The 26,535-nt window shown below is 66.7% G+C and carries 25 protein-coding genes; 4 read left to right on the forward strand and 21 right to left on the reverse strand.

Annotated features, from left to right (window positions below):
• Positions 1–53: 53 nt before the first annotated feature.
• The 10 genes from QFZ83_RS20280 to QFZ83_RS20325 are packed head-to-tail and all read right to left on the reverse strand — an operon-like array spanning position 54 to position 12,202.
• Positions 54–779, reverse strand: a complete 726-nt coding sequence (locus QFZ83_RS20280) for an SDR family oxidoreductase (RefSeq protein WP_257858558.1) — start codon at positions 777–779, stop codon at positions 54–56.
• Positions 776–1,588 carry a cyclase family protein gene (locus QFZ83_RS20285; RefSeq protein ID WP_307509479.1) on the reverse strand — a complete coding sequence of 271 codons (813 nt, stop codon included), beginning with the start codon at positions 1,586–1,588 and terminating at the stop codon, positions 776–778. Before QFZ83_RS20285 ends, QFZ83_RS20280 begins: the two co-directional genes overlap by 4 nt.
• Before the next feature lie 14 nt (positions 1,589–1,602).
• A complete protein-coding gene (locus QFZ83_RS20290; RefSeq protein ID WP_198788156.1) occupies positions 1,603–2,856 on the reverse strand; it encodes an SDR family NAD(P)-dependent oxidoreductase in 1,254 nt (417 codons plus the stop codon).
• On the reverse strand, positions 2,853–4,025 hold the full coding sequence (locus QFZ83_RS20295) for a thiolase family protein (RefSeq protein ID WP_307509484.1): 1,173 nt from the start codon (positions 4,023–4,025) through the stop codon (positions 2,853–2,855). The genes QFZ83_RS20290 and QFZ83_RS20295 overlap by 4 nt, the downstream gene beginning before the upstream one ends.
• Positions 4,022–5,647: an AMP-binding protein gene (locus tag QFZ83_RS20300; RefSeq protein WP_307509487.1), complete on the reverse strand. Its 1,626-nt coding sequence runs from the start codon at positions 5,645–5,647 to the stop codon at positions 4,022–4,024. The genes QFZ83_RS20295 and QFZ83_RS20300 overlap by 4 nt, the downstream gene beginning before the upstream one ends.
• Positions 5,648–5,654: 7 nt before the next feature.
• Positions 5,655–6,149, reverse strand: coding sequence for an aromatic-ring-hydroxylating dioxygenase subunit beta (locus tag QFZ83_RS20305; RefSeq protein ID WP_306877925.1), 495 nt, complete (start codon positions 6,147–6,149; stop codon positions 5,655–5,657).
• Positions 6,149–7,462 (reverse strand): aromatic ring-hydroxylating dioxygenase subunit alpha, encoded by a 1,314-nt coding sequence (locus QFZ83_RS20310; RefSeq protein WP_307509490.1) that lies wholly within the window; start codon positions 7,460–7,462, stop codon positions 6,149–6,151. The genes QFZ83_RS20305 and QFZ83_RS20310 overlap by 1 nt, the downstream gene beginning before the upstream one ends.
• A gap of 20 nt (positions 7,463–7,482) precedes the next feature.
• A complete protein-coding gene (locus QFZ83_RS20315; RefSeq protein WP_306877927.1) occupies positions 7,483–8,475 on the reverse strand; it encodes a PDR/VanB family oxidoreductase in 993 nt (330 codons plus the stop codon).
• An 18-nt stretch (positions 8,476–8,493) separates the two neighbouring features.
• A complete protein-coding gene (locus tag QFZ83_RS20320) occupies positions 8,494–10,005 on the reverse strand; it encodes an indolepyruvate oxidoreductase subunit beta family protein (protein WP_306877928.1) in 1,512 nt (503 codons plus the stop codon).
• Between the two features lie 4 nt (positions 10,006–10,009).
• Complete coding sequence (locus tag QFZ83_RS20325) at positions 10,010–12,202, reverse strand: indolepyruvate ferredoxin oxidoreductase subunit alpha (RefSeq protein WP_307509492.1); 2,193 nt, start codon at positions 12,200–12,202, stop codon at positions 10,010–10,012.
• A gap of 159 nt (positions 12,203–12,361) precedes the next feature.
• On the opposite strand from QFZ83_RS20325, the gene QFZ83_RS20330 reads away from it, so the two are divergent.
• Positions 12,362–12,844 carry a MarR family winged helix-turn-helix transcriptional regulator gene (locus tag QFZ83_RS20330; RefSeq protein WP_013540094.1) on the forward strand — a complete coding sequence of 161 codons (483 nt, stop codon included), beginning with the start codon at positions 12,362–12,364 and terminating at the stop codon, positions 12,842–12,844.
• A gap of 6 nt (positions 12,845–12,850) precedes the next feature.
• On the opposite strand, the gene QFZ83_RS20335 is transcribed toward QFZ83_RS20330, so the two are convergent.
• From QFZ83_RS20335 to orn, 6 genes are all read right to left on the reverse strand, one after another.
• Entirely contained in the window at positions 12,851–13,726 is an 876-nt protein-coding gene (locus QFZ83_RS20335; protein WP_307509495.1) for a zinc-binding alcohol dehydrogenase family protein, read from the reverse strand.
• Positions 13,723–14,523, reverse strand: coding sequence for an alpha/beta fold hydrolase (locus tag QFZ83_RS20340; RefSeq protein WP_307509497.1), 801 nt, complete (start codon positions 14,521–14,523; stop codon positions 13,723–13,725). Before QFZ83_RS20340 ends, QFZ83_RS20335 begins: the two co-directional genes overlap by 4 nt.
• The gene (locus QFZ83_RS20345; protein ID WP_307509500.1) at positions 14,520–15,524 is read right to left on the reverse strand and encodes a 3-hydroxybutyryl-CoA dehydrogenase; all 1,005 of its coding nucleotides are present in this window, start codon (positions 15,522–15,524) and stop codon (positions 14,520–14,522) included. Before QFZ83_RS20345 ends, QFZ83_RS20340 begins: the two co-directional genes overlap by 4 nt.
• Positions 15,514–16,587, reverse strand: a complete 1,074-nt coding sequence (locus tag QFZ83_RS20350; protein ID WP_307509503.1) for an NAD/NADP-dependent octopine/nopaline dehydrogenase family protein — start codon at positions 16,585–16,587, stop codon at positions 15,514–15,516. The genes QFZ83_RS20345 and QFZ83_RS20350 overlap by 11 nt, the downstream gene beginning before the upstream one ends.
• Before the next feature lie 213 nt (positions 16,588–16,800).
• On the reverse strand, positions 16,801–18,750 hold the full coding sequence (locus QFZ83_RS20355; RefSeq protein WP_306877934.1) for a DEAD/DEAH box helicase: 1,950 nt from the start codon (positions 18,748–18,750) through the stop codon (positions 16,801–16,803).
• 251 nt (positions 18,751–19,001) lie between these two features.
• Positions 19,002–19,598 carry an oligoribonuclease gene (gene orn, locus QFZ83_RS20360; RefSeq protein ID WP_307509506.1) on the reverse strand — a complete coding sequence of 199 codons (597 nt, stop codon included), beginning with the start codon at positions 19,596–19,598 and terminating at the stop codon, positions 19,002–19,004.
• 59 nt (positions 19,599–19,657) lie between these two features.
• Between orn and QFZ83_RS20365 the strand changes: the two genes are divergently transcribed.
• Genes QFZ83_RS20365 through rsgA form a run of 3 tightly spaced genes read left to right on the forward strand, consistent with a single transcriptional unit; the run spans position 19,658 to position 22,277 of the window.
• Entirely contained in the window at positions 19,658–20,923 is a 1,266-nt protein-coding gene (locus QFZ83_RS20365; RefSeq protein ID WP_307509509.1) for a M48 family metallopeptidase, read from the forward strand.
• 31 nt (positions 20,924–20,954) lie between these two features.
• A complete protein-coding gene (locus QFZ83_RS20370) occupies positions 20,955–21,305 on the forward strand; it encodes a 4a-hydroxytetrahydrobiopterin dehydratase (protein WP_307509513.1) in 351 nt (116 codons plus the stop codon).
• 12 nt (positions 21,306–21,317) lie between these two features.
• A complete protein-coding gene (gene rsgA, locus QFZ83_RS20375) occupies positions 21,318–22,277 on the forward strand; it encodes a ribosome small subunit-dependent GTPase A (protein WP_307509515.1) in 960 nt (319 codons plus the stop codon).
• On the opposite strand, the gene hisC is transcribed toward rsgA, so the two are convergent.
• The 5 genes from hisC to trmD all read right to left on the reverse strand — a co-directional run bounded on the left by hisC (position 22,271) and on the right by trmD (position 26,520).
• Entirely contained in the window at positions 22,271–23,359 is a 1,089-nt protein-coding gene (gene hisC, locus QFZ83_RS20380) for a histidinol-phosphate transaminase (protein WP_307509518.1), read from the reverse strand. The two genes, rsgA and hisC, sit on opposite strands and share 7 nt — an antisense overlap.
• Before the next feature lie 10 nt (positions 23,360–23,369).
• On the reverse strand, positions 23,370–24,371 hold the full coding sequence (locus QFZ83_RS20385) for a CobD/CbiB family protein (protein ID WP_307509523.1): 1,002 nt from the start codon (positions 24,369–24,371) through the stop codon (positions 23,370–23,372).
• A 41-nt stretch (positions 24,372–24,412) separates the two neighbouring features.
• Positions 24,413–25,153, reverse strand: a complete 741-nt coding sequence (locus QFZ83_RS20390) for a CoA pyrophosphatase (RefSeq protein WP_307509525.1) — start codon at positions 25,151–25,153, stop codon at positions 24,413–24,415.
• Positions 25,154–25,276: 123 nt separating this feature from the next.
• On the reverse strand, positions 25,277–25,660 hold the full coding sequence (gene rplS / locus QFZ83_RS20395; RefSeq protein WP_042582524.1) for a 50S ribosomal protein L19: 384 nt from the start codon (positions 25,658–25,660) through the stop codon (positions 25,277–25,279).
• Positions 25,661–25,773: 113 nt separating this feature from the next.
• The gene (gene trmD / locus QFZ83_RS20400; RefSeq protein ID WP_307509530.1) at positions 25,774–26,520 is read right to left on the reverse strand and encodes a tRNA (guanosine(37)-N1)-methyltransferase TrmD; all 747 of its coding nucleotides are present in this window, start codon (positions 26,518–26,520) and stop codon (positions 25,774–25,776) included.
• Positions 26,521–26,535 lie beyond the last annotated feature (15 nt).

Below are 26,535 nucleotides of genomic sequence, written 5' to 3' on the forward strand. Positions count from 1 at the left end.
GATGCTCCAGAGGTGATGTTTTTTGAACGGAACGGACGAACTGACACTGAAAACTAGAGGGCCAGGCTGCCGACGCTGGTGCCGCCGCAGACGTAGAGCACCTGGCCGGTGACGAAGCTGTTGTCAGGGTCGGCAAAGAAACGCACGGCGCGTGCCACATCGGCTGATTCGCCCAGGCGCTTGACGGGCACGGAGGCCGCGAGCGCGCGTTCCTTCTCGCTACCGGCTTCGACGACGTCGTAGAACATGTCGGTGCGAATCGGGCCCGGCGCCACGACGTTCACCGTGATGCCGTCCGCCGCGAGTTCGAGTGCCCAGGTGCGGGCCATGCCCAGCATGCCGGCCTTGGTCGCGGAGTAGCTGGTGCGGGTGGCGAGGCCCAGCGCCGCGCGCGACGACAGCAGCACCACGCGGCCGAAGCGCTGCGCGCGCATCGCGGGCAGTGCGCCCTGCACGAGCTGGATCGCGCAGCCCAGGTGCAGGTCGACCAGCGCATCGAGGTCGTCGAGCTTCACCTCAGGCAGCAGCGCGGCGCGAATCACGCCTGCGTTGTGCACGATGGTGGTCGGCGCAAAGCGCTCGACCAGTTCGCGCACCGCCTCGCCCGTCGCGGCGCGGTCGCTCAGGTCGACCTCCAGGCTGTGCAGCTTCGGATGATCGATCTCGGCCTTGCGGCGCGCGAGCGACACCACCTCGTAACCCTGTGCGAGCAGGTCTTCGCAAATCGCCTTGCCGATGCCGGCGCTGCCGCCGGTGACGGCCGCGACCTTCGGCGTCATGCTTGCGCTCCCACGAGTGCCAGCACGCGCAGCGGACTGCCGCTGCCCTTCTCGATCTTCAGCGGCGGGCAGATCAGCACGGCGCCCGCGGGCGGCAGCAGGTCGAGGTTGCTCAGGCACTGCAGCCCATAGCGTCCCGCGCCGTGCATGTAGTAGTGGCACGGGTACGGCGGCCGCAGGTGGTAGCCCTGCCCCGCATCAGTACCGATGGCCTCCGAGCCAAAGCCCAGCACGTCGCGCTGCTCCACCAGGAAGCGCACGGCCTCGGTGCTCGGGCCGGGCGTGTGCTGGCCGGTCTCGTCGAAGTTTTGATAAGCCTCGGGGTCGCTGCGCTTGGACCAGTCGGTGCGCATCAGCACCCACGCGCCCTTCGGGATGCGGCCGTGCGCGGCTTCGTAGCGCTCGATGTCGGCAACGCTCAACAGGTAGTCGTCGTTGGCCTGCACATCGGCCGAGCAGTCGATCACGCAGGCCGGTGCGACGAAGTTCTGCACGGGGATGGTGTCGACCGAATTGTTCGGCAGGTCGCGTCCGGAGATCCAGTGGATCGGCGCATCGAAGTGCGTGCCTGTGTGCTCGCCGCAGGAGAAGTTGTTCCAGTACCAGGCCGGCCCGCGCTCGTCGTACTTCGACACTTCCTCGATGCGGAAGGGCCAGCACTGGCCCATTTCGGGCGGCAGCGCGATCTGCGGGAATTCGGGCGTGAGCGTCTGCGTGAGGTCGATCACGCGGATGCGGCCGCTCGCCATGGCGGTCACGAGGCCGCCGAGGATTTCGGCGGCGGACATCAGTTCGGTGGTTGTCGTCATCGTGGGTTCCTTCTTCAGCCGCCTGCGGCCAGCTCGCGCTCGAGCACCTTCGGGTTGTCGCGCCAGCGCTCCAGCCACTCCTGCGCGACGTCGCCGGGATAGACGTCTTCGACGCCATCGCGCAGCGCCTTCACGATGGCGTTCGCCAGCGCGGTGGGGGCCAGCTTGGGCGGCGGCGTGTGCTGGTTCCATTCGTCGTCGATGGGACCGGGGAACACGTTGATCACGCGGATGCCGGCCGGCCGCATTTCGGCGCGCAGGCACTGCGCAAGCGAATGCGCCGCCGCCTTCGAAGCACTGAAGGTGCCGTGCGGCGGGAAGTTGCTGAGCGCGTAGATCGACAGCAGGTTGACCCATGCGGTCGCGCCGGTCGCGCCATCGGCCGAGCGGCCCTTGAGCGCGGGCCCGAACTCTTGCGCCAGGCGCAGCAGGCCGAAGTAGTTGATGTCCATCTCGGCCTTGGCCACGTCGGTGCCGCGCCGCGCGCCGATGCCGAAGGTGCGGTGCACCTCGGCGTTGTTGATGACGATGTCGACCTTGCCGCCGATGGAGCCCGCGAGCTCGGTCACCTGCCGGCCGTTGGTGAGGTCGAGCGGCACCAGCGTGACCTGCGGCAATGCGGAGATATCGTCCAGGCCGTCGCCCATCTTCTTCCAGGGTTCGGCATGGCCGACCCAGACGATGTCGGCGCCGGCCTTCACCAGCGCACGCACGATGGCCTGGCCGGTCTCGGTCTTGCCGTCGGTCACCAGCGCCTTGCGGAACTTGGGGTCGCTGGTCATTTCACGCAGCATCTTGTCGTCGGCCATATGGGCACTCCCTTCATTCGGAAAACCAATGAGAACGGCCTGGCCGGCGCGGTCGAGCCGGGCGCCGACACGCACGCGCGTGGGCGCATCGCCGACCTCGCCGTGCAGGTGGACCATGAGCGTCGGGCCGGCATCCAGGTGCACCAGGCCCAGCCGCCAGGGCAGCCGCTCGCGAAAGAACAGGTCGTTGCTGTGGTGCAGCGTGGTGCTGCCGAGCAGCTCGCCCTCGCCGCTCTGCGTGCGCCAGCGCAGCGCAGCAGACAGACACTTGTGGCAGACCTCGCGCGGTGGGTACTGCACGGTGCCGCAGTCTTCGCAGGTCTGCAGCTCGAAGCGGCCTTCGGCGGCGGCGGCCGTGAGGCCGAGCGCGACGCGACCGCGCGCGCCGGGCGGCAGGTTCATCTGCCGCGTGCGCAGCACCGGGTTCTTGCGCGGGGGGCGCATCAGGGGCATCGTCATGCGGGTCTCCCCAGGATGACCGCGCCGGTACACAGGCAGCGGTCGTAGGTCACCATGCCGAAGCCGGCAACAAGGCCGAGTTGTGCGTCGGGCACCGCGCGCGGTCCGGCTTGATCGGTCAACTGGCGAATGGCCTCGACCATGCCGAGGAAACCACCCGCCGCGCCCGCCTGCCCCGCCGAGAGTTGCCCGCCGCTCGTGTTGTTCGGAAAGCTGCCGTCGAAGGTCATGGTGTGCGACTGCACGAAGGCCGAGCCCTCGCCCTTCTCGCAGAAGCCCAGGTCCTCGAACTGCATCATCACGATGACGGGGTAGTCGTCGTAGGTCTGCACGAAGTCGAGCGCGGCGGGCTGCACGCCGGCCTGCGCATAGAGGTCGTCTCGGTCCTTGCGCCAGCCGCCCTGCACCATCACCGGGTCTTCGGCGTAGGCGTTGTGGCGCTCGATGGCGCCGCGGATCACCGCATGCGGCAGGCCCAGGTCGCGGGCGCGCTCCTCGCTCATCACGAGGAAGGCGTCGGCTCCCGCGCAGGGCATCACGCAATCGAAGAGGTGGATCGGGTCGGAGATGGGCCGCCCCGCCATGTACTCGTCCAGCGTCAGGCCCTTCTTGAACATCGCGTTCGGATTGCCCAGCGCGTTGGTGCGCTGGTCCACGCAGATGCGACCGAAGTCTTCGCGCTTCGCGCCGTAGGTGCGCATGTAGTTGGCGGTGATGAACGCGAAGATCGAGTTCGGTCCGCCCGAGCCGTAGGGGTAGCTCGCATCGCGTGCGAAGTTGCTGAAGCTGCCGAGCGTCTGGCGGAAGGAATCGACGTGGTTGGTGTCGGCGCCGACGCAGGCGACGATGTCGGCATCGCCCGCCTGCACGGCGCGCGCGGCGCGGCGCAGGCACATCACGCCCGAGGCGCCGCCGGTGGGCACGTGGTCGAGCCAGCGCGGCGACATGCCAAGGTGCTGCGTCACGCCCACAGCCGTGTCGGGCGCGAGCGAGAAGCTGCTGAGGCACAGTCCGTCGATCTGCTCCTTCGGCACGCCGCTCGCTTCGACCAGCGCCTGCACGGCCTGCCCGATGAACCAATGCGCGGTGTGCGTGGAGTAGCGCACGTAGGGCACCGTGATGGGCACGGCCACCGCGACGCCTTCGTAGGAAAGCCGGTTGCGACTCATGCTTGCCTCTTCTTCATCGACCGGGTGTCGATGCAATGGCCCTGCCCCGGCAGCGACTGCGCCATCTCGCGCAGTTGGCCGCGCTGGATCTTCTGGGAGGGCGTGAGCGGCAGCGCATCGACGAAGGCGACGTAGCCCGGCGCCTTGTAATAGGCCAGCTGCGCGAGCGCGTGCTGCACGATGCTGGCTGCGATCTGCTCGCGCTGCGATGCATCGGCGTCTTCGCGCATCACGATGCAGGCCAGCACCTCGTCGCCGCGCACCGCGTCGGGCGTCGCGGCCACGGCCGAGGTCTTCACGGCCGGATGCTGATTGAGCACGCTCTCGACCTCGACGGCCGAGATGTTCTCGCCGCTGCGGCGGATCACGTTCTTCTTGCGGTCGACGAAGAAGAAATTGCCCTCGGCGTCGCGGCGCACGAGGTCGCCGGTGTGAAACCAGCCATCGGCCCAGGCTTCGCGCGTGGCTTCCTCGTCCTTGAGGTAGCCGGAGAAGAAGTAGCGCTTCGGGTCGTCGCCGGCCGAATGCACGAGCAGCTCACCCGGTGCGTCGGTGCCGACCTCGCTGCCGTCTTCACCCACGAGGCGGATCCGCACGAAGTCTTCCTGCCGGCCGAAGCAGCTTGTGCCCACCAGGCGCGGCTCGCGGTTGGCCATGATGCAGGCGGCCGCGCCGGTCTCGGTCATGGCCCAGGCCTCGACCAGCGGGAAGCCGAAGCGCTCCTCGAAGGGCGCGTGGTTCTTGCGGTCCACGCCGGCACCGAAGCCCCAGCGGATCGCGTGATCGCGGTCGGCGGCAGAGGGCGAGGCAGAGAGCAGCATCGCCGGCATTACGCCGAGGTAGTGAACGATGGTCGCGCCGCTTTCGCGCGCGCTGGCGAGCCACGTCTTCGGATGGAAGCGGTCGAGCTGCACCAGGCAGCCGCCAGCCACCAGCACCACCATGGTGGAGAACGCCATCGCGTTCATGTGGTTGAGCGGCAGCGGCGTGATGACCCGCTCGGTGTCCGGGCGAATGCTGCACACGCCATCGAGCGCGGCGTACCACTCGCCTGCGCGCAGGAAGTAGGCGTTGCTCAGGATGCAGCCCTTGGGGCGACCGGTCGTGCCCGAGGTGTAGAGCAGGCCGCATTCGGTATCTACGCCGATGGGCTCGTTAGCACGCGGCGCGGCAGTCCTTGCGCTCGGCACTGCGTCGCCCGGTCCCATCGTCTCGAAGGTCACGCCAGCTTGTGCCGCGGCTGCGCGCAAGTCGTTCGCGCGTTCGGGCAGCGTCACGGCGAGGCCGATCTCGCTGTGGCCGATCAGGTAGACCAGTTCGGCCGATCGCATCTCGGCGTTGATCGGCACCACGCTCACGCCGAGGGCATTGAGCGCGAACCAGTGGAAGAGGAACGCGGGCCGGTTCTCCAGCAGCAAGCCGACGCGGTGGCCGTGCCCGTAGCCGGCCTCTGCATAGGCGGCGCGTAGGCGCTCGACCTCGGCAGCGGCTTCGCCCCAGCGAATGGCGCCGGCTGCGATGCCATAGGCCGCGGCCGTCACCGATTCGGTGAACAGGAACTCGGCCTCCGGCGTGCGCGCCGCGGTCGCCGAAAAAACTTGATGGACGGTGGCGTGTTGCATCGCGTCCTTAGATGAAAAGCTGCACGGCCGGAAGCGCCGCGTCGCAGTTGAGCAGGTTCACGCGCTTGAGCGTCATGCGCAGCGCGCCGTCCTGCACGGTGAGGTGATGGAAGAACGTGCCGACGTAGAACTGCAGCTCGTCGCCTTGCGATTCGGTGTAGTGGAAGCTGGTGCGCACCACGAAGCGGTTGCCCTGGGCGTCGAAGGTCTCGACGACCGGCACCTGCAGCAGGTGATGGCAGCGGCTCGGCGGCTGCTGCGAAAACGCGCGCGGGCTCTTCAGGCGCTCGATGCGGAGATCGCGCAAGAGCTTGTCTTCGTAGAGGTGCGAGGTGTGGTTGAGGCCGTCTTCCTGATCGGGCACGAGCGGCACCCAGTAGAAAGCGTCGTCAGTGAAGAGCGCGTTCCACTCTTCATAGCGGCGCGTGTCGAGCAGGTGCGCTTCGTTCACGACGAAGTCGATGAGGTCCTGGCGGGTGACTCGGGTGTCGGTGCCGGCCATCACATCGTCTCCGTCATGCGTTCGACCCAGCTGCGGTACTGGTTGCGCATCGGCAGCTCGTTGGTGCCACCGGTCGTGATCTCACCGCCCTTCAGTTCGGCGGGGTCGTAGTCGCGGTGCAGGCTCACCCATTCGTTGCCGCTCGCGTGCAGCCCGGCCTGCATGCCGCGATACGCCTGCAGGTCGTCGTGCCCCACCACCGAGAACGGCGAGTTGATGAGCCGGTTGTACATGGTGGTGCGCTGCAGCAGCTCGGGCGGCGCGCCCTTCAGGCGGAAGGTCCAGCTCTCGATCAGCGTCTTGTCGGCCGAGATCGGCTTCACCACGCGGATCGCCTGGATCGCGCCCTTGATCGTGAGGTTCGGGTAGTACACGGTGTTGTGCCGCGCCATGCCCAGGATCTGCGCGGTCTTCTCCTCGCCGTAGCGTGCCTTCATCGCGTCGTCGTATTCGGGGATCGCCTTGTACTTGCTGTGGATGCTGAAGTGCACGCCCGTGAAGCTGTGGCCGTGGTCGTAGGTGCGGATGCCCATGTCCTCGAAGAACTTGTAGTCGGACATGAAGGGCACGAACTGCTCGACCGCCATGGGTTTGGGTTCGTCGGCCGGCTTGTCGGCCCACATGCGTTTGGCGGTGCCCGCCGAAGACTCGTGCGCCACCATCGGATGCATGGTGTCGTTCAGGTTCTCCACGAACATCTTCCAGTTGCACTGGTGCACGAAGCGCAGGCAGCCGCCGGCGATTTCGAGTTCGCCTTCGGGCGAGCGGTCGGCCATGTTGTCGATGGAGCTCAGCGAATCGCCGAAGTATTCGTCGAAGTCGGGGCCCGCATCGTTGATCTTCACGAAGATGAAGCCGCGGTGGCTGCGCACATGCTTGAGCGTCGTCAGGCCCTTGGCCGACTCGCACTCGTGCAGCGCGGTGTTTTCGTAGCCGGTCTTCAGCGGAATCGCGAGCAGCGAGCCATCGGTCTTGAAGGTCCAGGCGTGGTAGGGGCAGCGGAAGAACTTGCCGGTGTTGCCGCAAGGCGCGCTCACCAGGCGCGAGCCTTTGTGGGCGCAGCGGTTCATCATCGCGCGCACGCTGCCGTCGGTGTGGCGTACCACGATCAGCGGGCGGCCGGCAATCTCGTTGCTGATCCAGTCGCCGGGCTTGGGCAGCTGGCTTTCGTGGCCGACGTAGTTCCAGGTGTTGGCGAAGAAGTGCTCCTGCTCCAGCGCGAAGAGCTCCTGGCTGGTGTAGAGGTCGCGATGCACGCGGTCGTTCTGCACGAGCGCGCGGACGGCGTCAGGGTTGTCTCTGTAGGAAGGCATGGTTCTCGTGGCTCCTTGCTTCAGATGTCGAGCACCAGGCGCGCACCCTTGGCGCGCGAGATGCAGATCTGCATGACGTTGCCCTCGGCCTTCTCTCGGGCGGTGAGCACGTAGTCGCGGTGGTCGATCTCGCCTTCGAGCACGGGCACGGCGCACACGCCGCATTCGCCGCGCTTGCAATCGAACATCGGGTCGCAGCCGTTGTCGATGAGGCAGTCGAGGATGCTCTGGTCGGCTGCGACCGTGAAGCGCTGGCCCGACTGGGCGAGCTCCACCTCGAAGGGCTGATCGCCTTCTTCGGCGACCGGCTCGGTGAAGAGTTCGAAATGCACGCGGTCGTGGTCCCAGCCGCGTGCCTGGGTGCGGGCAAGCACGGCATCGAGCATGACCTTGGGGCCGCAGACGTAGAGGCGATCGCCGGCGGGCACGCTGTCGAGCAGCGCATCGATGTTGAGCGGGGCGCCGGCTTCGGCGTCCGCATGCACGCGCAGGTCGTCGCCCAGCAGCGCCTGGAGCTCAGGCAGGAAGGCCATCAACTCGCGGCTGCGGCCGGCGTAGTGCATGCGCACGGGCGCCTCTTCGGCGCGGCGGCGTGCGGCCATGGTGGCGAGCGGCGTGACGCCGATGCCGCCGGCGACCAGCACAGAGCCACCGGGGCCGGTGTGCAGCGGGAAGTCGTTCTTCGGCGCTTCGATGGCGAGCGTGTCGCCCTCCTTCAGCCCCTCGTGCATGAAGAGGGAGCCGCCGCGGCCTTCGGCCTCCTTGCGCACGGCGATCACGTACTCGATCGGCGCATTCGTCGCGTTGCGCGCGGTCGCGAAGTTGATCAGCGAGTAGTGGCGCCAATCGGTCTTGCAATCGGGCAGCGACACCTGCACGCGGATGTGCGCGCCGGCCGCGAAGCCCGGCAGCGGGCGACCGTCTTCCGCGCGCAGGCGCAGCATGCGGATCAGCGGATTGAGTTCGCGCGCTTCGGCGATGCGAACCTGGAGCGTGGCGGTGGGAGCGGTCATGGTGTGTCCGTTGTCTCTTCAAGCCAAGGCGTGCTGCGCCAGCGCAGCCTGCAGCTTGTGGCCGTGTTCGTCGGCGAGCGCCGCGTCGCGCAGTTCGCGCAGGGTGGCGGGCGCGAGCTGCGCGCCGGCGCGCTCGACCGCGCGCATCACCGTGTCGTAGTTGCGGATGCCGCGCTCGTGCGTGTCGCTGTAGCCCTTGACGAGGCGCTGGCACTGCGCGAGTTCCACCGCCAGCTCGGGGTTGCGCTGGGCGGTGGCGGCGATGCGTTGCAGCCATTCCTCGATGCGGCGGTTTTCTTCGGCGTAGCGCATCGTCGAACGGCGCCAGCGCTTCATGGCGGCCACGGTGCGCAGCATCAGGTAGCCGCGCAGCGAGCTGGTCTGGATCACGCGGCCTTTCTGCGTGAAGCGCTCGACAAACTTCTTGGGCGTCGAGGAATTCATGAGCCAACGGCCGATGCCGCCCGGCAGCGTTTCGCAGATTTCCTGCAGGCGCGGGTGCATGTATTCGTTGATGGCGAGCACCTGGCCGGCCTGCACGCGGGCCTCGCCGCGCACGCGCTCGAAGCGGGTGGCACGGGTCTTGAGGGCCGCCACGCGGGCGGTGTCTTCGTAGGACATCCAGAGGGCGAGATGCCGCGCCGTTTCGCGGAGCAGACGGTGATCGCCAGTTCCCGGCAAGGCGGCGATGGTGGCCATCCGGTCCAGGTACAGGCCGGCATAGGCCAGGTCCTGGTAGTCGATCAGGCGGCGCACGCCTTCGAGGAGGAAGTCTTGCGCAGCGGGCGGGAAGTCGTTCTGCACGCGTTCGACCAACGCGCGCACGGCCGGGTGACGGGGTTGCGGCGTCGGCGTGGCCAACGCGGGTTCAGGCGGCGTCTCACCATCGTCACCGCCTTGAGCGCGAGCGAACGCGCCACCGAAGGCTTTAAGACTGGGCTTCACGCCGACGCCGCCGCGTTCGATGGTCGCTTCGAACTGCGCGCGGCTGAACGGCAGCACGCCCGAGCCCGCGAGCGCGCCGAAGAGCACGGCGCTGATCACGCTGCCCGAGGCTTCGGCGGCTTGTGCCATGTCGAAGCGGATGAAGCGCTTGGCGGCCTTGGCCGTGTGCGCGAGCAACTGCGTGCTGTCGACGCGACCATCGCCCAGCGCGCTCTTCTCCGCAATGGAGAACACGCGGTGCGTGGAGGCGATGAGCGTGGTGCGGTCGTTGGTGACCAGCCCGCGCTGCACCGCGCGGCCAGCTTCCATGAGTTCGGATGCGAGCACCACATCGACGTCGCCCGGCAATGGCATCAGCGCCAGCACGGGCCGGCCGCCATCCGCTTCGGCTTGCGCGACCGGATAGAGCTCGACGTAGTAGATGGTCGCGCCAGTGCGCTGCGCCACGCCGGGCACCGAGGTGGTCTGGGCGACATAACCGTTCGCCTCGCCCATGTCCACGATCCAGTCGGCCAGCACGCCGCCGCCCTCCCCGCCCATGGCGAGGATCGCGATCTTGATAGGTTGCGCCTTGGTGTTCGTCATCGCTTCAGAACGCATAGGTTTCGCGTCGGCGCGCTTCGCCGCGCTGCAGCCAGCCGATGACGGCGGAGCGCACGCGCTCGCGCAGCTTGTCCCAGCCGGTCGGGTTGCTCACAATCTGCGCCTTGTAGAACGAGGGGCACAGCACCGCGGCATGCGAGACCTCGCCGCACACGCCGCAGCCCACGCAGCTGTCGAGCACGGCCGCGACCGGGTCGGTGCGCAGCGGATCGGGGTTGGGCTTGATGGAGAGCGACGGGCAGCCCGACAGGCGGATGCACGAGTGATCGCCGGTGCAGGTGTCGGAATCGACGCCGAACTTCTCGCGCACCATGCGCTTGCCATCGGCGATGGCCTTGCGCACCAGCGGCTTCTCGCGGCGCTGCTTGTTGAGCATGCACTCCGATTGCGCGATGAGGACCTTGGGGCCCTTCTTCGTGGTGGTGAGCGCTTCTTTCAGCGCGTCGCGCATGCCGGCCACGTCGTAGGTGCGGCGCAGCGTCTTCACCCATTCGACGCCCACGCCGCGTACGGCGCGCTCGATCTCGTGGCCGGTGCTGCGCGTCTTGTTGACGGCATTCGACGAGAGGATGTCCTGCCCGCCGGTGGCCGAGGTGTAGTTGTTGTCGACGACGATGGTGAGGTTGTCGCTCTTGTTGAAGACCGAGTTCGCCACGCCGCTGGTGAGGCCGTTGTGCCAGAAGCCACCGTCGCCCATCATCGAGATGGCGCGCTTGCCCGCCGGCGCGTTGAGCGCCGACGCGCCCGCACCGCCCAGGCCGTAGCCCATGGTGGTGTTGCCGATGTTGAAGGGCGGCAGGATCGAGAACAGGTGGCAGCCGATATCGGCGCTCACGTGGTGCGCGCCGAGTTCGCGCTCGACCAGCTTCATCGCGCTGAAGATCGGGCGTTCGGGGCAGCCGGTGCAGAAGCCCGGGGGGCGGGCGTGCACGACATCGCCGAGTGCCGACGATGGAATGGCCGGTTCGGGCGCGGCATCGACGCCGATGGCAGCCACTTCCTTCAGCGGGATGACCTTGCGCACCGGGACGGGCACCGGCAGCGGCGCGAGTCGCTCGTAACGCTCGCAGAAAGCGCGCGCGCCCTTGAGCAGTTCGGAGGACGTGTACTCGCCTGCGACGGGCAGCATGTCCTTGCCGTGCAGCGCTGTGGTCGATCCCGCCTGGCGCAGGATGGTCGCGAGGTTCTGCTCGACGAAGTTGGGCTGGCCCTCTTCCACGATCAGCACCGCACGCTTGCCTTCGCAGAAGCGGATGACTTCGCTCTCGATCACCGGGTAGGCCACGTTCATCACATAGAGCGGCACCTTGGTGTTGCCGTACACGTCGGCGAGATCGAGCCGTTCGAGCGCGCGCAGCAGCGTGTTGTAGCTGCCGCCCTGCACGATGATGCCGATGTCGTCGGCGTCTTCGGAGAAGAACTCGTTGAGCTGGCGCTCCTCGATGAAGCGCACCGCGGCGGGCCAGCGGTCCTTCACCTTCTCTTGTTCGTGTACGAAGCTCGCGGGCGGCAGCACGATGCGGCTGACGTCGCGCTGCGGGTTCTCCAGCGCCTCCTGCAGCGTGAATTTGGCGCGCTTGTTGTCGCCCGCGATGAAGTGGCCGTGCACGTGGCAGGCGCGGATGCGCAGCTGCAGCATCACGGGCGTGTTGCTGGCCTCGGAGAGATCGAAGCCCGTCTTCACCGCATCGACGATGCTCGGCAGGTTGGGGCGCGGATCGAGCAGCCAAATCTGCGACTTCATCGCGAACGCATGGCTGCGCTCCTGCATGATCGACGAGCCTTCGCCGTAGTCCTCGCCCACGATGATGAGTGCGCCGCCGGTCACGCCGCCCGATGCGAGGTTGGCCAGTGCATCGGAGGCGACGTTGGTGCCCACGGTGGCCTTGAAGGTGACGGCGCCGCGCAGCGGGTAGTTGACTGATGCAGCGAGCGTGGCGGCGGCGGTGGCTTCGCTCGCGCTGTTCTCGAAGCGGATGCTCTGCTCGGCAAGGATGTCCTGCGCGTCGGCCAGCACGTCCATCAGGTGCGAGATGGGCGCGCCCTGGTAGCCGGCCACATAGGAAACCCCCGATTCGAGCAAGGCCTTGGTGACCGCCAGAATGCCTTCGCCACGAAACACATCTCCGCCGGAAAGCCGCAGCTTCTTGACTTCTTCGACGAACGAACGCTCAGCCATGTGGGTCCTTCTTCTTTCTCGTGGGAGGATGCGCTTCAGTTGCCACATCACGCTTTCTATAATGTTGACAAATGAATGTATCCACAATCATGAATTACCCTAGACATGCAAGCAGCGTGCCCACGGCTGGTTTGACGTGCATGGCAGCGAGGTGCCTTCGTGGCTGAACAAGACCAACCCAGCGAATCGCATCGCTTCGTCGACGACTACCTGCCGGCACTGCTGGCGCAGGCCAGCCAGTTGATCTCTTCGGAGTTCCACGAGGTGGCGCGACAGCAAGGCTTCTCGGTGTCGGAGTGGCGCGTGATGGCATCGCTCGCGGGCAGCGAGCCGATCAGCATCGGCCAACTCGCGCAGGTGACCGTGACCAAGCAGCCGACGGTGACGCGCCTGCTGGACCGCATGGAATCGCGCGGACAAGTGGAGCGCCTGCCCCACGAAAGTGATCGCCGCATCACGCTGGTGCGCATCACGCGCAAGGGACTGAAGGCCGTCGAGCACCTGATGGAACTGGCGCGCGAGCACGAGCGGCGCGTGCTCGAACCCTTCGGCCTGCGGCGGGCCGAAGAGCTCAAGCAGACGCTGCGGCGAATGATCGAACTGCACGTGCACGTGCCGCTCGAGGAACCGGAAGAAGAGTGAGGCCGCCTAGGGCACGAGCACCGCGCGGCCGCGATGTCCGCGCTGCGCAATCCATTCGAGTGCGATAGCGGCATCGGCGAGCGCGAAGCTCTGCACGTCGAGGCGCAGGCGCCCATCGGCCAACCGGGCGAGCAACTCGGGCGCTGCGGCACGGCCCTCGGCCTCGCGCCTGAACATGTTGAGCGGCAGCAGCGCCACGTCGCGCTGCAGGAAGTGCGCGATGTCCAGTTGCAATGTGGGCCCGGCGGTGTAGCCGATCAGCACGGCGCGTCCGCCGGGGCGCACCGCAGGCAACGACGCTGCGAGCACATTGCCGCCGACGGCATCGATGAGCAGGTCGGCGCTGGCAGCGGCGGGTGCAATGTTCGGATCGACCGGCATTACCGTGCACCCTGCATCGCGCGCAAGTTGCATCACGAGAGAACCCACCGCGCCGCTCGCACCCGTCACCAGGACTTGCTCTCCAGCTTGCAGCTTCGCGACCTCATGCAACGCCACCCATGCCGATGTGGTGGGCGAGAAGAACGCGGCGCCGAGTTCCATCGGCACCGCATCGGGCAGGAGGCCGAGCGCTTCATCGGGCGCATCGATCCGCTCGCACCAAGTGCCGTCGAACAGGGTACCCAGGCCGCTGCCGCGCAGCCACACGCGTTGCCCCACCTCGTAGCGCCCGCTCGCGATGACGATGCCCGCGGCTTCCACGCCCGGCGTGTAGGGCAGCGGCGGGTGCCGCAGGAAACTGCCACGCCACACAGTGCGGTCGATATGGCCAACCGTGGCGGCTTGCATGCGAACGAGGGTGCGGCCAGGGCGCGCGACGGGGTCGGCCACCTCGTCCATCACCGGGACTGCGTCGAAACCGTGGATGCGGATCGCTTTCATGGCAACGTAGAAAGAAACTCGAGCACGGTCTGCGCGAACGCTTCGGGCATCTGGTCCGGCAAGGGCACCATGCCGCCTTCGATGTCGACGATGCGCGCGTGCGGCAGATGGTGCTGCAGCTCGGCCGCATGCGGTGCAGCAAACGGATCATCGATGGCGCGGATGATGAGTGTCGGTTGCGTCACTCGGCCGATGCGATCTTCCATGCGGTAGGACGCAACGGCGCGATGGCCCTCCTCCACGCGATGACCGACCTTCAGCGCATCGAGCACAAAGGCTTCGAGCAAGTCGGGTCGCCCCGCCGGATAGAAGCCCTGACGCTTTTGCCACAGCGCGGCGAGATGGCTGCCGTCTTCGCTCGGCGCGACCTCGTCGATGGGCGGCCGCTGGGCACGCGCGATGCGAAAGGGCTCGTCGGTGTATGGCGCGGACGACAGCACCAGACCGCGCACGCGATTCGGAAACGCGGCAGCCAGTTCGATGGCGATGACGCCGCCCGTGTGGTGGCCCACAACATCAGCTTGTTGGATACCCAGCGCATCGAGCAACTCGCACGCCACGCGCGCCCATTGCTCAATGCCCGCGGGCACGCCGCCGTCCGAAGAATCACCGAAGCCTGCGGTGTCCATCGCGATAGCACGGTAGCGTGCGCCGATCAGCGGAAGCACCTCGCGGTACTCGGCCCAGCTGCGCGGCGACTGGTGCAGCAGAAGCACGGCCGGTGCATCCGTGTCGCCGCATGCGGCGTAGTGCACCTGCCCCACTGACAGGTCGGCAAAAGCGCGGCGGATCGTCATGACAGCGTCTCGTCGGCAGGCGCGCGCCAAAGGCCCGCGTGCTTCAGCTCGCCGAGCGTGCGCGAGAGCACGTCGCGCCGGTACGCGGCGACGTCACGACCTTCGTAGTCGTAGAAACCGCTGCCGCTCTTGAGACCGAGGCGCCCCTCGGCGACCATGCGGTCGACGATGGCCGGTGCGGCGTAGCGGCCCTTGTCGATCGAGGCGGACATCTCGCGGCTCGCGTGATGCAGGATGTCGCAGCCGCCGAAGTCGATGAACTCGACCACGCCGAGCGCGGCGAAGCGCAGGCCGAGGCCGTAGCGCGTGGCCTTGTCGATTTCCTCAGCGGTGGCGGCGCCCTCCTCGATCATGCGGGCCGCCTCATTCATCACGAGCGCCTGCAGGCGCGGCACGATGTAGCCGGGCGATGCGCCGCAGACCACGGGCAGCTTGCCGATCGCTTCCATCAGCGCCTTGGTGCGTGCGAGCACTCCAGCGTCGGTGCCCGGATGGCAACTGAGTTCCACCACGGGGATCACATACGCCGGGTTGAGCCAGTGCATGTTGAGAAAGCGCTCGGGCAGCCGCACCAGCGCCGCGAGTTGCGTCACAAGGATGCTGCTGGTGGTCGAGGTGAGGATCGCGTCGTCGCGGCAATGGCGGTTGAGGTGTTCGAAGGCTTCTCGCTTGGCCTCCATGGTTTCGGGGACGCCTTCGAATACCAACTCGGCGGCGGCGAGCGCTTGCGGGGCGGCAGCGGCATTCACGAAGTCCACACGCCCGGCGATGGACTGGATCTGCGCTGCATCGATCACGCCGAGTTGCGCGAGGCCTGCGAGGCTCGTTTCGATCTCCGCCTTCGCCTCCTCGCGAAGGCGCTGCCAGGCCTCGTCGCTGCGCGGGCGCAAGTCGATCAGCGAGATGCAGTGACCGGCATACGCGAACGCGATCGCGATGCCGCGCCCCATGCGGCCGGCGCCGACGGCTGCGAAGCGGGGTCGCGCGGCCTCATTCGCCATCGTGCAGCCTCTGCTTGAGCTGCGCCGCGCTCAGGTTGGCGAGGCCCAGGCTTTCGAAAGTGCGCGGACCGTGGCGCAGGTCGCGGCCGAGAAAGCCGCCGACGATGGCCAGAAGGCCGTGAGCGATGGGCGCATCCACGCCCGCATGTCGCGCGGCCGAGGCGAGGAAGGCAAGGCCGAGTTCGGTGTCTTCGGTGATGTAGCGGTGCGTGTGCAGGTCGATGTTCTCTCGCCAGTCGCCGGACTTGACGAGCTGCTTGTGCGCGTCGCCGTACATCCACTGGTCGTTGTTGTAATGGTCGGCCAGCGGGTAGTGCGGCGCGCCCTGCCCGAAGGCTTCGCGCACGGCCATGCGCTCGCGGTCGAGGCGGTCGGTCACATCCCGCACCGCGCTCTGGGTGCCTTCGTTGTGTATGTCCCAGCGCTCGAAGTGCTGCAGCGGCGCGGCGTTCATCACCATCAGCGGCGGGTGGATGACGGGGCCGGCGTTCATGAGCGCCCCCGAGAGCGCATCGCCGCAGCCGTGCACTGCCGGGTAGGCCTTGCGGATCACCTCGATCGCCTCGGCCTCCTTTCGCGCCGGGTAGACGCCAGTCGGCAGGCGGATCGCGCGGATGGTGACGTTCACCTCGCGCTCGCCGTGCTTGCGTGCGAGGTAAGGCAAGGTGCCGGTCTCGGTCCAAGCCACGTCGGCGTGGTTGCCGGCCTCTTTCACCGTTCGTGCCATCACGTAGCTGCCGAAGGTGCCTGGCGGCAAGAAGACGACCTGGCCGTCGACGAGGTGCGGGGCCATGGCGAGCGCGATGTCGTGCTGGGCGATGGCGGGCGTGGGGACGACGATCAGCTCGGCGCCTTTGAGCGCCGCGGCGATGTCGGCGGTCGCGAGCGACAGCGGCACCTCGCGTACGCCGCCGGCATCCTTCAGCGTGATCGCGCCGGCCTGCACAACCGGCTCGAGTGCTGCGGCATCACGACGCCACAGGCGCACCTCGTGACCGGCTTCGGACAGGTCCGCTGCGGCTGCGTAAGCGCCGTGACCACCGCCAAGAATTGCAATTTTCATGTTCGGAATTTGAAAAGCAGATGTCGATGAACCGGCAGCCGCGGCGCGGACCGGGGAGCAATGCGCCATTACATTACTTTTCATCGATTCAGATGTCAACCAAACCGAGGGACAAAAACCCTCTCGGAAATCCGCAATGAAAAAGCCCGCGCTTCTTGCGAAGCGCGGGCTTTCTTTTGGGGCGAGACGGCTGCTGGGCCGCTCTGAAATGTGTCAGCGCGAGGGCTTGAACGCACGCTTCTGTGCGTCGCGGGGCACGAACACCTTGCCCGGGCCGCCATGGCCCGCGCCATTGCCGCGCGGCGCGAAACCTTCGCGGGGTGCGAAGCCTTCACGGGGCGCGAAGCCGCCATCGCCGCGACCACCACCGTGGTGACCTTGGCCGCCATGGCCGCCGCGCGGGGCGCTGTCGCCCCAGCCCGGCTTGCGGCCGTAGCCCGCGCCACCACCGTTGTTGCCGCCGTCGTCACGACCGCCGCCAAAGCCGGCGTTGTTGCCGCCCTGGAAGCCGCGCGGGCCTTGGTGACCTTGGCTCGGGGCCGGACCGCGTGCGTTGCGGTCGTTGAAGCCGCTGGCGCCGGCATAGCCACCGCCGTTGTTGCCGCGATAGCCACCGCCGCCGCCTGCACCGCCGTTGCCGAACTTGCGGTCGCGCGATTGGTTGTCGCCACGGCCGCCCCGGTACTCACCCATCGGCGGACGCGATTGCGGCATGCGCTGTTGCGGCTCGAGGCCGGCAACCACTTCAGCTTTGAACTGTTGGCGGCTGTATTGCTCGATGTCCATGATCTTGCGGCGATCGCGGAACTCGGCAAACGTGATGGCCAGGCCATCGCGGCCTGCACGGCCGGTGCGGCCGATGCGGTGGGTGTAGTCCTCGGCCTTCATCGGCAGGCCGAAGTTGAAGACGTGGGTGATGGTCGGCACGTCGATGCCGCGGGCGGCAACGTCGGTGGCCACCAGGATCTGCACCTGGCCCTGGCGCAGCGCCATCAGGCGACGGTTGCGCAGGCCTTGGCTCAGGGCGCCGTGCAGCGCCACGGCGCTGAAGCCTTCTTGCTGCAGGTCGTTGGCGAGGCCATCGCACTCGACTTGCGTGCTGGCGAACACGATTGCCTGGTTGATGCTGGTGTCGCGCAGCCAGTGGTCGAGCAGCTTGCGCTTGTGCTGGCTGTTGTCGGCCCAGTACAGCGATTGCTTGATGTTGGCGTGCTTTTCCTGCGGGCTGTCGATGGTCACGCGCTGCGGCTCGCGCATCACGCGCTGGGCCAGTTGCTGGATGCGCGGCGCGAAGGTGGCGCTGAACATCATCGTTTGCTGGCGCTCGATGGTGAGCTGGTTGACTTCGGCCAGGTCGTCGGAGAAGCCCAGGTCGAGCATGCGGTCGGCTTCGTCGACCACCAGGAACTTGACCTGGTCGAGTTTGAGTTGCTGCGAGCGTTGCAGGTCAAGCAGACGGCCGGGCGTGGCAACCACGAGGTCGGCGTTCTGCAGCTTGGCGATCTGCAGTTGGTAAGGCATGCCGCCCACCACATTGGCGATGCGCAGGCCGCGGCAATGGCGAACCAGTTCGATCGCGTCGTGTGCGACTTGCTGCGCGAGTTCGCGCGTCGGGCACAGGATCAGGGCGCCGGGGGTGGCAGCCTTGAAGTGACGGGTGTTGGTCGGGTCCTTGCGCTTGGGCTTCTTCGGCGCGGCTTCACCGCGGGCAGCGGCTTCGGCGGCCAGGCGCTGGAATTCGGCCTTGGCTTCCGCTTCGGCTTCGGCTTGGCGTTTCAGGAGGGTGTGCAGCACGGGCAGCAGGAAGGCTGCGGTCTTGCCCGAACCGGTCTGGCTCGAGACCATCAGGTCGACGAAACGGGCCTTGCCGTCCTGGCCGGCTTCACCGCCCATGGCGAGCGGGATCACCTTGTCTTGCACGGTGGTCGGCTGGGTGAAACCCAGGTCGGCCACGGCGGCTATCAGTTCGGGTGCGAGGCCCAGGCGGATGAAGCCGTTGGGCAGGCTGGGTTCTTGTTCGACCGCAGCGGCCTCGGGGGCAGCTGCATCCAGCGCCTCGAGGATCGGCGCTTCGGACACAGTGTCCACAGCGGCGGTGAATTCGTTGTTGGTAGAGGATTGCACAGGCGCGAACTCGCCCTGCGCTTCAAAAGCGTCGGTCATGTAGATATCAATCTCAAACGCGAGCGCTGCCGTAGGCGGCGCCCCGTTGGTGGTTAAAAACATCAACCATCCAACGACATTCAGCTTCCGGCTAACGCCTGAGGCTGTGGCCCTTTTTGATCAGCGAATGCGATCGGGCGCGGTGTGCAAGATAGGGAGATGCAAGAGACGCTGATCTGTGTCCTGTGACAAATGCAAATCAGCGAAGCCTGCGATTATGGCACGGCTTCGGGTTTTTACCTAATCTCTTGTCAATCGGTCAGGCGAATGAAGGTTTCCCGGTAATGGGCGAGTTCCTCGATGGACTCGTGCACGTCCGCCAGCGCCGTGTGCGCCTGCTGTTTCTTGAAGGCGCTGTAAGCCGAGGGCTTCCACCGCTTGGCCAGTTCCTTGAGGGTGCTGACGTCGAGGTTGCGATAGTGGAAGTACGCCTCCAGCTTGGGCATGAACTTCACCAGGAATCGCCGGTCCTGCCCGATGGTGTTGCCGCACATCGGCGAGCCGCTGCGGGGAATGTATTTGGCGATGAATTCCAGCAGTTGCTGTTCGGCCGCGGCCTCGTCCAACGTGGAAACCTTCACCTTGTCGATCAGCCCGCTGCGGCCATGGGTGCCCTTGTTCCACGCGTCCATGGCGTCGAGCACGGCGTCGCTCTGATGGATGACGAGCACAGGGCCGTCGATGCGAGGCGTGAGGTCGGGGCCGGTGACGACCACGGCGATCTCGAGCAGGAACTCTTTCTCGGGGTCGAGGCCGCTCATCTCGCAGTCCAGCCAGACCAGGTTCTGGTCGCTTTTCTTCAGGGTGGGTACGGTTGCGGGGGGCGTCGGGTCAATGGATTCGGGCATCGCAGGATTGTCGCCCAAGGCCTGCACCCCGATTTACCGGGGACTAAACTCGCCGCTCCATGTCCTATTCGCTCATCTTCACCATCGCCTTCGCGGCCGCGCTCGTTGCAGGCCTGCTCGTGAAGTTCTGGCTCGCTTCGCGGCAGGTGCGCCACGTGGCGCAGCACCGCGGCGCCGTGCCGGAAGCTTTCGCGCAGACCATCACGCTCGCCGCCCATCAAAAGGCCGCCGATTACACGATCGCAAAGGCCCGCTTCGGCTTGGTCGAGATGGCTTGGAGCGCGGCTCTGCTTTTGGGCTGGACGCTGCTCGGCGGCCTGGATGTGCTGAACAAGCTCCTGCTGTTGTGGCTCGGCGGCGGCATGGTGCAGCAACTGGTGCTGCTGGGCGCAGTCGCGGCCATCGGCGGCCTGCTCGAGCTGCCCTTCGCGCTGTGGCAGATCTTCCGGCTCGAGGAGCGCTTCGGCTTCAACAAGATGACCTGGCGGCTTTGGCTCAAGGACACCCTGAAGTCGATCGGCATCGGCACCGCGATGGGGTTGCCGATTGCCGCGTTGATCCTCTGGCTTATGGGCGCGGCCGGCGAGCTCTGGTGGCTGTGGGCCTGGGCCTCCTGGATGGGCTACAGCCTGCTGGTGATGGTGATCTATCCGATCTTCATCGCTCCGTTGTACAACAAGTTCGAGCCGCTCGACGACCCGACGCTCAAGGCGCGTGTAACGGCCTTGCTCAAGCGCTGCGGCTTCAAGGCCAAGGGCCTTTTCGTGATGGACGGCAGCACCCGCAGCGCGCACGCCAACGCATATTTCACGGGCTTCGGCTCGAGCAAGCGTGTGGTCTTCTACGACACGCTCCTGCGCCAGCTCAATGCCGGTGAAATGGAAGCAGTGCTTGCGCACGAACTCGGCCACTTCAAGCACCGTCACATCGTGAAGCGGCTCGTCGCGATGTTCGCGCTCAGCCTCGCCGGCTTCGCGCTGCTGGGCTGGGTCTCGACCCAGGTCTGGTTCTATACCGGCCTGGGCGTACAGCCGAACATGTCGCCCGCCGCGCCCAACAGCGCGCTGGCCCTGCTGCTGTTCATGCTCGCGGTGCCGGTGTTCGGCTTCTTCGTGGCGCCCCTGCCGGCGCGCCTCTCGCGCAAGCACGAGTTCGAAGCCGATGCCTATGCCGTCGCGCAGACCAGCGGCGCCGACCTCTCCGCTGCTCTGCTCAAGCTCTACCAGGACAACGCATCGACGCTCACGCCCGATCCGGTGTTCGTCAAGTTCTACTATTCCCATCCGCCCGCGTCCGAGCGCCTTGCGCGCATGACTGCGGCGTGATCAACCACCCCAAATTTCAGCAGAGCCCCTCATGAGCAGTATGTTCAAACCCAAGGACTGGAAGAACCTTCCGGCCCGCAAGGCACTGAGTGCCACGGAGATCGTTTCCGGCCTCTCCAAGCTCGACGGCTGGAAGCTCACCGGCGACGGTGCCGATGTCGCCATCGAGAAGACCTTCACCTTCGCCAATTACTTCGAGACCATCGCCTTCGTGAACGCGCTGGCTATGGTTGCGCACACGCAGGACCACCACCCCGACCTGTCGGTGCACTACAACCGCTGCGTGGCGCGCTTCAACACGCATGACGTGAAGGGCCTGTCGGTCACCGATTTCGATTGCGCACGGCAGGCCGACGCGTTGGTTGCGAGTCCCTCCGCGTGAGGAAACACGCCTGTGGCTAAGCCGGGCCGCGCCGCCTTCACCCCTGCTGCGCACAACACGGGGAAGGCGCAGCACGACGGCCTCGTCGTCGCCAGCCATGGGCGTCACTGCCTCGTCGAAACGCCCACGGGCGAGCGGTTGATCTGCCGCCCGCGTGGCAAGAAGAGCCAGGCCGTGGTCGGCGATCGCGTGCGTTGGCAGGCCACCGAGGACGAAGGCACCATCGAGGAAGTGCTTCCACGGCGCAATCTCTTCTATCGGCAGGACGAGATTCGCACGAAATCTTTTGCGGCCAATCTCGACCATGTGCTGATCCTGATCGCCGCCGAGCCGGAGTTCTCCGAGCACCAACTGGCCCGCGCGCTGATTGCGGCGGAGGCCGAGCGCATCACGCCGATCATCGCGCTCAACAAGAGCGACCTGGTGGAGCCCTTCGAGCGCGCCTGGACCAAGCTGGCCCCTTATCGCCGCATGCATCACGGCGTGCTGCCGCTGTCGCTCAAGGCGTCGGGCGAGGCGGACTATGCATCGCTGATGAAGCTGCTGTCCGGCAAGTCCACCCTCGTGCTCGGCCCTTCCGGTTCGGGCAAGAGCACGCTGACCAACCTGCTGGTGCCCGGCGCGACCGTGCTGACCCAGGAGATCTCGCAAGCGCTGAATTCCGGCAAGCACACGACCACGAGCACCACCTGGTACTGGATCGACGAAGCGCGCACCACCGGCCTGATCGATTCGCCGGGCTTCCAGGAATTCGGCCTGAACCACATCGAGCCGATGCAGCTCGCCGGGTTGATGCCTGACATTGCCGAGCACACGGGCGACTGCAAGTTCTACAACTGCACGCACCTGCACGAGCCAGGCTGCGGCGTGATCTCGAACGTCGAGACGCCCACACAACCAGGTCCGATCAGTGCATCCCGCTACAGGATCTACGGCGAACTGTTCGCCGAACTGAGCCAGACGCGCTACTGAGCGTCCAGGATCGCTTGCAGCGCCTGCACCAGCGCGCTGCACTGCTCTCGCGTGCCGATGCTGATGCGCAGGTACTGCGCGATGCGCGGTTGCTTGAAATGCCGCACCAGCACCGCACGCTCGCGCAGCAACGCGGCCAGCTCGGCCGCATCGCGTTGTGGATGGCGCGCGAACACGAAGTTGGTCTGCGAGGGCAATACCTCGAAGCCCAGGTCTTCGAGCTGCAGGTGCAGCCCTTCGCGGGTGTCGACGATCTTGTCGCGGGTGGTGTTGAACCAGGCCTCATCTTCCAGCGCCGCGACGGCGCCCGCTGTGGCGAGCCTGTCGAGCGGATAGGAATTGAAGCTGTCCTTCACGCGCACCAAGGCGTCGATCAGATGCTGCTGACCACACGCAAAGCCGACACGCAAGCCAGCCAGCGAACGCGACTTGGAAAGGGTCTGCACCACGAGCAGGTTCGGATACTTGCCGACGAGCGGCAGGGCGCTCTCGCCGCCGAAATCAACGTAGGCCTCGTCCACCAGCACCAAGCGATCGGGGCATGCTGCGAGCAGCCGTTCGATCTGCGACAGCGGCAAGCCGATGCCCGTGGGGGCGTTCGGATTGGCGATCACGATGCCTGCGCATCCATTGCGCGCACGCACCGCAATGGCTTCGATGTCAACTCGCAAGCCGGCATCGACCGGCTGCAGCTCGCAGGCAATGCCGTAGATCTGGGCATAGACCTTGTAGAAGCTGTAGCTCACATCGGGCATGAGCAAAGGCTCGGCCTGTTGGAAGAAGGCGAAGAAGGCGTGCGCGAGCACTTCGTCTGAACCGTTGCCTGCGAACACTTGGTCGACCGTCAGGCCGTGCCGCCTCGCTACCGCTTCGCGCAACGCGAGCGAGGTGGGATCGGGGTAGCGCTCCAACCCGTCTGCAGCAGCTTGCTGAATCGCGTCGACAGCCAGCGGCGACGGCGGATACGGGTTCTCGTTGGTGTTGAGCTTGACGAGGTTCGCGATGCGCGGCTGCTCGCCCGGCACGTAGGGCTCGAGCGCAGCGATGCGCGGGCTCCAGAAGGCCGGCACTGCGGTGGTCATGTCACGCCGCTCAGCCCAGCAGACGGGCCAGCGTCAACAACGCCAGCAGCACCATCCACATCACGACCGAGCGCCAGACGAGACCGACCACGCTGCGCAAGTGACCGGGCTCGGGCTCGCGCCCCGGCGTGCTGCCGCTGTCGGGCCTGCGGCCGTCGATCACGGATTCGCCGGCTTGTGCGCGCGGCAGCGGGTCGGTGACCGGAATGGGGCTCAGCGAACCGCCGCCCAGCCGCACATTGACCGCGCCGGACGTGGCCGCGAGGATCACGCCGTCGTTCTCGTTCGGAAAGCGCCGGGCGTCGTTGCGCCAGCAGTCGATGGCCTCTTCGAAGCTGCCGACCACCGCGAAGCCCAGCGCCGTGATGCGCGCGGGCAGCCAGTCGATGCCGTGCCAGGCGCTCTCTGCGGCCTGCTGCACGGAGACGCTCGACGGCTGCACCGCCGCGCCGTTCTTGTGGGCCCAGTAGCGCGCGACGAATTCGCTCATCCGATAGAACACCGCGCCGGCTGGTCCGAGGCCGATCGCGGCGAGCACCGAGAACCACGCCAGCACGCCGAACACATGGCGGTGCGCCGCAATGACCGAATGCTCGATCACATGGCGCACGATCTCGCTGCGCTTGAGCTCGGCCGCATCCACGCCCTGCCAGTGCGCGAGCAGCGAACGCGCGAGCGGCTCGTCGCCCTCGTCGAGCGCATCGCGGATGTCGGTGAAGTGATGGCTGAACTGCCGAAAGCCCAGCGTGACGTAGAGCACCGCGATGCTCCAGAGGACCGCGAACGGCAGGCCCAGCGTGAGCACCAGCAGCCAATGCACGCCGAGGGCCACGAGTGTCGGCACGAAGACCGCGAGACCCCAGGCGATCCATCCGTGATGGGGCTTGCCCGCATCGAAGTTGCGGCTGGTCCAGCGGGTCCACGCGAGGACGGTGCCGTACACGGGGTTGTGAGGGCCCAGCGGCCTCACTTGCTCGATCAGCAACGCGCACAGGATGGCAAAGAAGCTCATCCGTCGATGATAGCGAGAGAGCCTGCAGATTCAGCCGGGATTCAGGCGGCGAGGAAACGGTAAAGATTGCGCAGCATGCCGGCGGTCGCGCCCCAGACGAAGCGCTCGTCGGCGCCGTCCTGATAGGGCATCGAATACCACTGGCGCTTCGTGCCGTCGGGTGCGGGCACGGTGTGGTGGCGATGGTTGGCCGGGTCCATCAGCCACGCGAGCGGCACCTCGAAGGCATCGGCGACTTCGTAGGGATTGATGGCGAGTTCGAAGCCGGGCTGCACCAGCGCGACCACTGGCGTCACGATGAAGGACGTGACCGTCGTGTAGGTCGGCAGGTTGCCGAGCACCTCGACGTATTGCGCCGAGAGGCCGACCTCTTCCCAAGCCTCGCGCAACGCGGCGGCTGCGACGTTCGCATCTTCGGGATCAACGCGGCCGCCGGGAAACGCGACCTGACCCGAATGGGTCGAGAGGTGCGCAGTGCGCTCGGTCAGCAGCACGGTCGCGCCTTGCGGGCGCTGCACGATCGGCACGAGCACGGCCGCCTGCGCGGGTACTCGCTCGGTCATTCGCGGCTCACGGCGCAGTTCGGGAGTCCAGACCGGAGGCGTTTCGAAACGCGCCCGCAGGGCCTGCGCCGTCAACTGCGCGGCAGGCACTGCCGGCAATCCATCGTTCCTCACCGTGAAGGGCGCCTTACGCGGATCGAACGGCGGCAGCGTGGACGGCGCCACGGCGTTGACCGGTTCGAGGGAAGCGTCCTGCGGGGAAGTGGATGAGGTGGTCAAGAGATGAAAAGTGCCGGAGCCGGAAGGAAGAAGTAGAGCGGAAAAACGGAAAGTTGTCTTCGAGCGGAGCAACAACGCAAAAAGCCGCCAGAACGGCGGCTTTTTGCACTGCAGGAAAACGGCTTACTTGGCGGCCGCTGCTGCTTGCGACTTGCCCGGCAGCTTTTCCTTGATACGTGCCGAACGGCCGCTGCGATCGCGCAGGTAGTACAGCTTGGCGCGGCGCACATCGCCACGACGCTTGACTTCGATACCAGCGATCAGCGGGCTGTAGGTCTGGAACGTACGTTCCACGCCTTCGCCGCTGGAGATCTTGCGCACGGTGAAGCCGCTGTTGAGGCCGCGATTGCGCTTGGCGATCACGACGCCTTCGTAGGCCTGCACGCGCTTGCGGGTGCCTTCGACGACGCTCACACTGACGATGACCGTGTCACCGGGCATGAAATCGGGGATCTTCTTGCCGAGGCGGGCGATTTCTTCCTGCTCGAGGGTTTCGATGAGGTTCATGATTTCCTGATATTCGATCGTGTCGGGCTACACAAAAGGCGCCGTTGGTATCTGTCGCCCTGAGGTGAACAGAAGGCCAGGCGCGGCCGGGCAGAGGATCGGGGAGCCAAAGATTATAGCTTTTTTTTCAGAGCCGTCTCATCGGCTTTGTCCAGGCGGCTGGCGGCGCGGGCGGCGTCGATCAGATCAGGGCGCTTGGCAGCCGTCATGGCCAGTCGCTGGTCGCGGCGCCAGCGCTCGATCTGCGCGTGATGTCCCGAGAGCAACGGCGCGGGAACGCCCTGCCCGTTCCATTGCTCTGGCCGGGTGTAATGCGGGCAGTCGAGCAGGCCGTCGAGCGCGGGGTTGAAGCTGTCCTGCACATGGCTCGCCTCGTCGCCCAGCACCCCTGGCTGCAACCGCGCTACCGCATCGAGCAGCGCCATGGCCGCGATCTCGCCGCCGGAGAGGACGAAGTCGCCGAGGCTGATCTGATGGGTGACGCGCGCATCGATGAAACGCTGGTCGATGCCTTCGTAGCGGCCGCAGACCAGCACTGCGCCCTCGCTGGCCGACCATTTTTCGACCGCCCCGTGACGCAGCGCCTCGCCGATGGGAGAAAACAGCACGACAGGTGCATCCGCCCCTCGCGCGGCCAGCGCCGCGTCGAGGCAGGCGGCGAGCGGCTCGGCCATCATCACCATGCCGGGACCGCCGCCGAAGGGCCGGTCGTCCACGCGCTTGTAGTTGCCCTGAGCGAAATCGCGCGGATTCCAGAGCACGACCTCGACCTGCTTCGACTCGTAGGCGCGACGCGTCACGCCGCTGGCCATGAAAGGCGCGAACAGTTCGGGAAAGAGCGTGAGGACGTCGAAGCGCATGCGCGCAAGCCCCGG

Source organism: Variovorax sp. W1I1, assembly GCF_030815625.1.
GTDB classification, from domain to species: Bacteria; Pseudomonadota; Gammaproteobacteria; order Burkholderiales; family Burkholderiaceae_C; genus Variovorax; species Variovorax paradoxus_C.